Annotated in this window: 7 protein-coding genes and 1 pseudogene; 3 read left to right on the forward strand and 5 right to left on the reverse strand. The window is 73.6% G+C overall.

The genetic code is table 11. From position 1 onward, the window contains the following. Nucleotides 1-328 precede the first annotated feature (328 nt). The gene (locus ABGB01_RS03400) at nucleotides 329-832 is read left to right on the forward strand and encodes an N-acetyltransferase (RefSeq protein WP_347770129.1); all 504 of its coding nucleotides are present in this window, start codon (nucleotides 329-331) and stop codon (nucleotides 830-832) included. A gap of 41 nt (nucleotides 833-873) precedes the next feature. On the opposite strand, the gene ABGB01_RS03405 is transcribed toward ABGB01_RS03400, so the two are convergent. Both ABGB01_RS03405 and ABGB01_RS03410 read right to left on the reverse strand, forming a co-directional pair. Next, nucleotides 874-1,710 (reverse strand): NAD(P)H-binding protein, encoded by an 837-nt coding sequence (locus tag ABGB01_RS03405; protein WP_347770131.1) that lies wholly within the window; start codon nucleotides 1,708-1,710, stop codon nucleotides 874-876. Further along, nucleotides 1,707-2,738, reverse strand: coding sequence for a saccharopine dehydrogenase NADP-binding domain-containing protein (locus ABGB01_RS03410; protein ID WP_347770133.1), 1,032 nt, complete (start codon nucleotides 2,736-2,738; stop codon nucleotides 1,707-1,709). Before ABGB01_RS03410 ends, ABGB01_RS03405 begins: the two co-directional genes overlap by 4 nt. 83 nt (nucleotides 2,739-2,821) lie before the next feature. Between ABGB01_RS03410 and ABGB01_RS03415 the strand changes: the two genes are divergently transcribed. After that, on the forward strand, nucleotides 2,822-3,412 hold the full coding sequence (locus ABGB01_RS03415) for a TetR/AcrR family transcriptional regulator (protein ID WP_347770135.1): 591 nt from the start codon (nucleotides 2,822-2,824) through the stop codon (nucleotides 3,410-3,412). On the opposite strand, the gene ABGB01_RS03420 is transcribed toward ABGB01_RS03415, so the two are convergent. From ABGB01_RS03420 to ABGB01_RS03430, 3 genes are all read right to left on the reverse strand, one after another. Continuing rightward, on the reverse strand, nucleotides 3,413-3,808 hold the full coding sequence (locus tag ABGB01_RS03420; RefSeq protein ID WP_347770137.1) for a peptidase inhibitor family I36 protein: 396 nt from the start codon (nucleotides 3,806-3,808) through the stop codon (nucleotides 3,413-3,415). A 181-nt stretch (nucleotides 3,809-3,989) separates the two neighbouring features. Beyond that, nucleotides 3,990-5,096, reverse strand: a complete 1,107-nt coding sequence (locus ABGB01_RS03425; RefSeq protein WP_347770138.1) for a hypothetical protein — start codon at nucleotides 5,094-5,096, stop codon at nucleotides 3,990-3,992. A 106-nt stretch (nucleotides 5,097-5,202) separates the two neighbouring features. Beyond that, complete coding sequence (locus tag ABGB01_RS03430; RefSeq protein WP_347770140.1) at nucleotides 5,203-5,724, reverse strand: snapalysin family zinc-dependent metalloprotease; 522 nt, start codon at nucleotides 5,722-5,724, stop codon at nucleotides 5,203-5,205. Nucleotides 5,725-5,896: 172 nt separating this feature from the next. Here ABGB01_RS03430 and ABGB01_RS03435 point away from each other — a divergent pair. After that, nucleotides 5,897-6,449: pseudogene (locus ABGB01_RS03435) on the forward strand (ABC transporter ATP-binding protein); the annotation flags it as partial.

A 6,449-nucleotide genomic window follows, 5' to 3' on the forward strand; every position in this document is an offset into this window, starting at 1 on the left:
ATCGGTGCTTTCGGTCGATACGAAGGCATGGTGGTGTGGCGAGCGCCCGGAGGCGTCGCCGGAGGAGCAGGAAGGAGCGAGGAGCGTATGACCGCCCGCCGGGTGGCTGCCGTGAGCAGCATCCGTTCCTCTGCCCGTCCGGGCTCCCTGGGAGCCGGTCACCGCAGCTGAGCCGGGTCGCCGCGTGGTGTCACGCGGGCCCCGCCCTGCGCGCCGGCGCGGGAGTCCTCCCTCTCAGAAGGGCTTCTCCCTTGTTCGATCCATCCCCGTACGCGGATGCGACGACGTCCACCTCACCCTGCCCGCAGCACACGACTGGAGCACACGCATGACCGACGATCTCACCCTGCGCGCCGAGACGGCCGGCGACGAGGTTGCCATCAGGGCCGTGACCGCGGCCGCCTTCGGCAGGCCGGAGGAGGCCGACCTCGTCGAGGCGCTCCGCCTCGACCCGGCCTGGATCTCCGCCCTGTCCCGGGTGGCGGTCTCCGGTGGCCGCGTCGTCGCCCACGCCCTGCTCACCCGCTGCCTCGTCGGCGAGACACCCGCGCTCGCCCTGGGCCCGGTCGCGGTCCTGCCCGAGGTGCAGCGCCAGGGGCTGGGCACGCTGGTCATCGAGGACGCGCTGCGGGAGGCGCGGGAACGCGGCGAAAGCGCCGTGGTCGTGCTCGGGCACCCCCCGTACTATCCCCGTTTCGGCTTCACCATCGCCTCCCGCCACGGCATCGGCGTCACCTTCGACGTGCCTGACGAGGCGTTGATGGCCCTGTCGCTGGACGGCGAGCCGCTGCCGTCCGGCACGATCCGCTACGCGCCTCCGTTCGGCGTCTGACGAACAGCCGCGGGCGCCCCTCCCGGCGGCGCCCGCGGCGATCAGCGCCGGAACGCGCGCAGCGTGGTCGGCGGCCGGCCGCCGTAGCGTTCGATGCTCTCGGTGACCCGGTAGAGCGGGTGGTCGCCGGACCCGATGAGGCGGAAGATCGCCCACAGGTGCGTCAGGTGCTCGACCGTGTACGGGTCGCCGTAGACCTTCATGGCCCTGGCCTCCCACTCCTCGGGCGGCACGTCGGCGTACTCCGCCCCGAAGGCGTCGGCCACCTCGCCGATCGTCGCCATCTGCCCCGTCACCAGGCACACCGGGTCGGCGGGCGCCGGGTCGAGCAGCAGGCCGGCCGCCACCCTGGCCACGTCGGCGGCGGCGACGAGGGGGATCCGCGTGTCGCGCGGCCCCAGCGGGAGCGCCAGCCGGTCGCCCTCGGCGGCCACGGCCAGGTTCTCGAAGAACACCGCGGCCCGCAGGTGCACCGCGCCCACGCCGGCCCGGTCGAGGACCTGCTCGGCCACCCAGTGCCGGCGCATGCGGGGCGTCAGCGCCTCGGGCGAGGCGTCCAGCTGCGACACCTCGACGACCCGCTCCAGCCCTTCCTCCCTGGCCGCCGCCGCCAGCACGGCCGTGGCGTCCAGCAGGCCCGCCGTCACCGGGTAGGTGAGGAACGCCCGGCGGACGCCGCGCACGGCCTGCCGTACCGAGGTGATCTCCCGCAGGTCGCCGACCACCACCTCCGCGCCGCGCTCGCGCAGCTCGCCGGCCCGGTGGTCGTCGGAGCGCACGAACGCCCGCACCCGCGCGCCGCGCTCCAGCAGCAGTTCGGCGACGTGCCGGCCGGTGGATCCCTGCGGCCCGCCCGCCGCGCCCGTGACGAGGATCATCGTTCCTCCGGCAGGGTCAGGGTGAACAGCCCGAGCCGCTCCAGGTCGCGCAGGAACGGCTCGGCGGGGAACGCCTCGGCCGGGCCGTACACGCCGGGGGAGCCGGGGCCGGCGCCGTCGGCCAGGCGCACTGCGGCCTCCACGGAGGTCAGCGCGCTCATCCGCCACAGGTCACGGCCGCTCGCCCGCCCCGCGCGGCCCCCGTCTTCGGTGATCACCTGTGTGGCCACGGTGAAGTCGGAGCCCGCCCTGGTGGCGGCGTCGACGTGCTCGCTGGCGAACGCCTGCTCCTCCTGGAAGGTGTGCGCCGTGAGCTGCGCCTCGACCTGCCGCGCCGGCACGTGCCTGGGCACGGTCAGCACCTCGGAGAACGGGACGGGCGCGATCATCGTGCGGGGGCCGAGCGGCGGGGGGAAGGGGAAGACGGCGTTGCGCGGCTCGACGTAGCCGATGTGCTGGGCGCCGTCGGCGTAGGTGATGCGCCGGGTGTCGGCGAACAGCAGCTCCGCCGTGCTCTTGGCGCCCGTGGTCAGCCGCCAGCCGCTCACCGCGTACGCGGTGATCACCCGGTCGACGCCCGTCATGCCCGCCGCCACGGCGCCGGCGAGCAGGTCTCCCAGGCCGCCGTAGAAGCTCATCGCCGTGACCATGGTGATGCCCGCCCGCCGGGCCGGCTCGGACATGGCGTCGAACATCCACTTCGTGTGGTGCTGCTCCAGGGCGTGGTCCACGTAGTGGCAGCCGCCTTCGGCCGCGGCGGTGGCGACGGGTTCGCCGGTGTGCGTGAACGGGCCCGCGCAGTGGATCAGCACGGCTGCCCGCTCGGCGAGCCGTCGTAACGCGGCGGGGTCGTCGAGTGCGGCCCGGTGCACGGGCGCGCCGCCGAGCTCGCCGGACAGGGCCTTCAGCCCGCCCTCGTCGCGCCCGGCCAGGATGACCTCGCGGCCGCGGGCATGGAGCTCGGCCGCCACGAGGCGCCCGGTGTGGCCGGTGGCGCCGTAGACGGCGATGTGCTGCGGTGCGGACACGGCTCGCCTCCATATTCCATACTTGGGGTACGTAACTAGCCTCGAAGTTACGTACCGCGAGTATGCAAGTCAAGGGGAGAACGATGGCCGGCCGCACGCAGGCAGAGCGCTCGGACGAGACCACGGGGCGGCTGGTGCGAGCCGCTCGCCAGATGTTCGGCGCCGGGGGGTACGCGTCCACGTCGATCGACGCGGTGGCCGCCGCCGCGGGCGTCACCAAGGGAGCCGCCTACCATCACTTCGGCGGTAAGGTCGCGCTGTTCCGCGCCGCGTTCGTGCGCGAGCTGGAGGAGGTCTCCGCCGCGCTGGAACGGGCGACGGGCGAGGAACGTGAGCCGATGGAGGCGCTGCGGCGCGGTTGCCGTACCTTCCTTGAGCACTGCCTCGACCCGGGGTTCCGGCAGATCGTGCTGCTGGACGCGCCGTCGGTGCTGAGCTGGGAGACCGTCCGGGCGATCGAGCACGATCACCTGCTGCGGGTCCTGCACGACGGCCTGCGCGCGGCGGTCGCGGGCGGCCAGGCCGCGGACGGCGATCTGCTCGTCCGCGCCCGGCTCGTCTTCGCTGCCCTGTGCGAGGGCGGGATGTTGCTGGCCCGCTCCCAGGACCCGGCGGCCGACCTGCCGCGGCTCGCCGCGGAGGCCGACCGTTTCCTGGAGGCGCTCAGGCGTTGATCAGCCGTGCGAGTCGGTGACGGTGCCCTTGAGCGTGGTCTGGCAGGACGGGCCGTTCGGGCCGTCGAAGCGGACGGAGTCGAAGAAGTCGCGGAAGCCGGGGTAGAAGTTCCCCTGGTCGCGCGGGCTGGTCACCGCGGAGCAACCGCCGTAATCGGCCTCGGAGAACAGGTGGATCCACGAGTCGGTACGGTTCCAGTCGGACTTGGCGCGGTCGGCCATGCCCAGAGCGGCGAGGTCGGGGGTGTCGGCGTTGATCTCGATGAGGTCGCCCGTGCCGTCGAGGCCGGAGAACATGCAGTAATAGCCGTCACGGCACCGGTCGTACCCGTCGGCCGCCTGGGCCGGGGTCGCCAGTGCGGCCAGAGCGGCGGCGGCGATCGGTAACGCCAGCATGTGAAGCTTCTTGCCCAACGTTCCTCCATGCTTGAAACTTTCCTTCGCCCCGAACATACATCGCACGATCTTGTCAGGAAAGGGGTTGATCGGCCCCGCTTCCGAGCCGTGCTCCGACGCCCGCGCCGACCACGTCGCGGGCGCCCGGTTCACCCGCGTGCGCCTCCTCGCGGGGACGTCCTCACCCCTCCGTACGGGTGCCGGCGGCGCGCACGGCCCGGGTGCGGGCGGCGAGCTCCGCGTAGCCCTCGGAGGGAGAGCCCAGGCCGACCACGAACCCCGCGGTGCCGGCGTCGGCCCAGCCGCACACCCGCCGCCACGTGCCGGCGAGCTCGCGGGTGGTGCACCACAGGCTGCCCGCCCGCGCGCCGGGGTCGAGCCGCTGGGCGTCCGCCCCTAGAGCCTGCCGGAGGAGGCGGGGAGGGCTCTGCACGGTGCCCTCGCCGCCGAGCACGAAGTATGCGGGCCGCTTCCCGCCGTCGCGCACGTAGGTTGCCGCGGCGTGTGTGTCGAGGTGGACGCGGGCCACCCCGGAGAAGGCCGGGCCCACGTCGCCGATCAGGCGGGCGTCGTCGCGGCGCACCAGGTCGCCCGCGCGGTCCGGCAGCGCGAACGCCGTGCGGCCGGCGGCGGCGCCGACGTACCAGACCAGCCCGCCGACGACGAGGCCCGGCAGCACGACCACCAGCGCGACGGGCAGCAGGACACCTGTCCTCCGCGGCTGTGACGGCCCGGTCGCCGGGGTCTCCGGCACCACATCGAGCAGCGCCTCCACCAGCCCGGCAAGGTCGCGCGTAGCCACCTCGACGGCCGACCCGCCGGCCAGCAGCAGGGGATGGGTGCTGACGCCGAACGGCGCGGCGAAGGCCCCGCCCAACGGCTTTCCCGACCATCGCGCCTGCCTGGCCAGCAGGCGCAGACGCGGCCAGGGCAGGTCGGGCAGCGGCTCCAGCCGGGCCCGCAGTTCGGGCAGGTCGCGGGCCAGAAGGTAGAGGTGGTCGCGGCTCAGCCGGTCGACCGGTAAGCGGTGCCGGCCCACGCGAAGCTCGGTGCGGGTGACGACGACGCGCCCGAAGTGGCGTACGGACCACATGGTCAGCAGCGCCACCCACGCCGGGATGCCCCAGACGAGCGCGTAGCCCAGCGCGTCGACGACGAACGGCACGTCACCGCGGGCGGGCTGGACGATGGGCATGACGACGGCCAGCGCGGCCAGTGCCGCCCAGCACAGCGCGAGCGGCCACCACGGCAGGACGTTCCATCGGTAGAGGATGTCGCCGCGTCCCATCCGCCCGCGCTTCCTTCCCAAGGGTCGCCTGTAGCCGTCGAGCCTACGACTGCACCTGACCGCACGGTACGCCGCGACCGGAGCACCGTGCGGCCGGGTGAAGGAGTCAGCGGTCCACGTAGAGTCTGCCGAACTCGATCTGCGGGGTCGCGCCGGCGAAGTTGCGGTCGACCTCGGCCCGCTCGGCGCTGCTCGGGTTCGCGTTCGTGCAGCTCACCGGCGCGCTCGACCCCGACATCAGGTCAGAGCACCGGCCGGTGCGCCGGTCCGGCAGGCCCAGGATGTGGCCCATCTCGTGGGCGGCGATGCGCAGCGGGTCGTAGCCCTGGCCGGTCGCCTGCCGGCCCATCCAGATCGTGCCGCGGCCCAGCCCGGTGGGCAGCGCCCGCGGCCAGCCGTTGTCGGCGTACACGACGAAGTCGGCGGGTGTGCCACGGACGAGCCGGACGTTCGTCACGCTGGAGTTCCAGACCTGCGCAGCCTGGTCCACCGCGCTCACGAACTCGGCCGCGCGACTCGCGTCGTACCGGATCACCCTGACCATGGATGTGGCCTGCGCGGGCGAGCTGACCAGCAGGATCGCGAGGCCGACGGCTAAGGAGAGCATGAGACGGAGGGATCGTGGCATTGGGGGCCTCCTCGGAGAGTGGGGGTGCTGCAACGGTATGGGCACCCCGCGTCCGGGGAGACGTCCCAAATCGCCCCTATTACGGTGATATGGAGCTACGGCCGACCTAGGGACCCGCGCGTGTGGACGGTCGCCGTGCGAAGGAGCCGGCCGGTTCACGAAGGCCGCGGCGGTGACCCTGCTCAGCCTGTTGGGCGGCGTCTTCACGGCGTTCGGCCTGCTGGCCACGACCGGCGTGCTGACGGCGCTCTTCAGCGAGGGTCCGACCCCCGACCGCGTGATGGCCGCGCTGCCGGGCCTCGCCCTGGTCGGCGGCGCCGCGGTGCTGCGCACCACGATGCAGGCGGGCGCCGGCTGGGCTCAGTCGCGGCTCACCCCGCAGATCGTCCGGCTCTCCGAGGAGCGGCTCTACGGCCTGACCAGCCAGGTGGAGCTCATCTCCTACGACGACCCGGAGTTCCACGACGCCTTGGAACGCGCCAGGGCTCGCGGCGTCGGGGTGGCCGACTCGGTGGTGTCGTCGGCCGTCGAGGTGGTCACGGCCGCTGTCGGCATCGCCGCCGCGGCGGGCGTGCTGGGCGTGCTGCACCCGGTGTTGCTGCCGCTCCTGCTGCTCGCCGTGGTGCCCGACGCCTGGGCCGCGGTGCGCAGCGCCAGGATGCGGTACAGCACCCTCTACTCCCTCATCCCCGCCGCCCGCCGCAAGTGGATCATCGCCGAGCTGC

Origin of the sequence: Nonomuraea sp. B5E05, from assembly GCF_039880665.1 — a bacterium.
Lineage (GTDB): Bacteria > Actinomycetota > Actinomycetes > Streptosporangiales > Streptosporangiaceae > Nonomuraea.

Excerpts from the sequence above, each read along its gene's own strand:
- ABGB01_RS03400 (WP_347770129.1), top strand. The coding sequence starts at position 329 with ATGACCGACGATCTCACCCTGCGCGCCGAGACGGCCGGCGACGAGGTT.
- ABGB01_RS03425 (WP_347770138.1), bottom strand. The coding sequence starts at position 5,096 with ATGGGACGCGGCGACATCCTCTACCGATGGAACGTCCTGCCGTGGTGG.
- ABGB01_RS03415 (WP_347770135.1), top strand. The coding sequence starts at position 2,822 with ATGGCCGGCCGCACGCAGGCAGAGCGCTCGGACGAGACCACGGGGCGG.
- ABGB01_RS03420 (WP_347770137.1), bottom strand. The coding sequence starts at position 3,808 with ATGCTGGCGTTACCGATCGCCGCCGCCGCTCTGGCCGCACTGGCGACC.
- ABGB01_RS03405 (WP_347770131.1), bottom strand. The coding sequence starts at position 1,710 with ATGATCCTCGTCACGGGCGCGGCGGGCGGGCCGCAGGGATCCACCGGC.
- ABGB01_RS03430 (WP_347770140.1), bottom strand. The coding sequence starts at position 5,724 with ATGCCACGATCCCTCCGTCTCATGCTCTCCTTAGCCGTCGGCCTCGCG.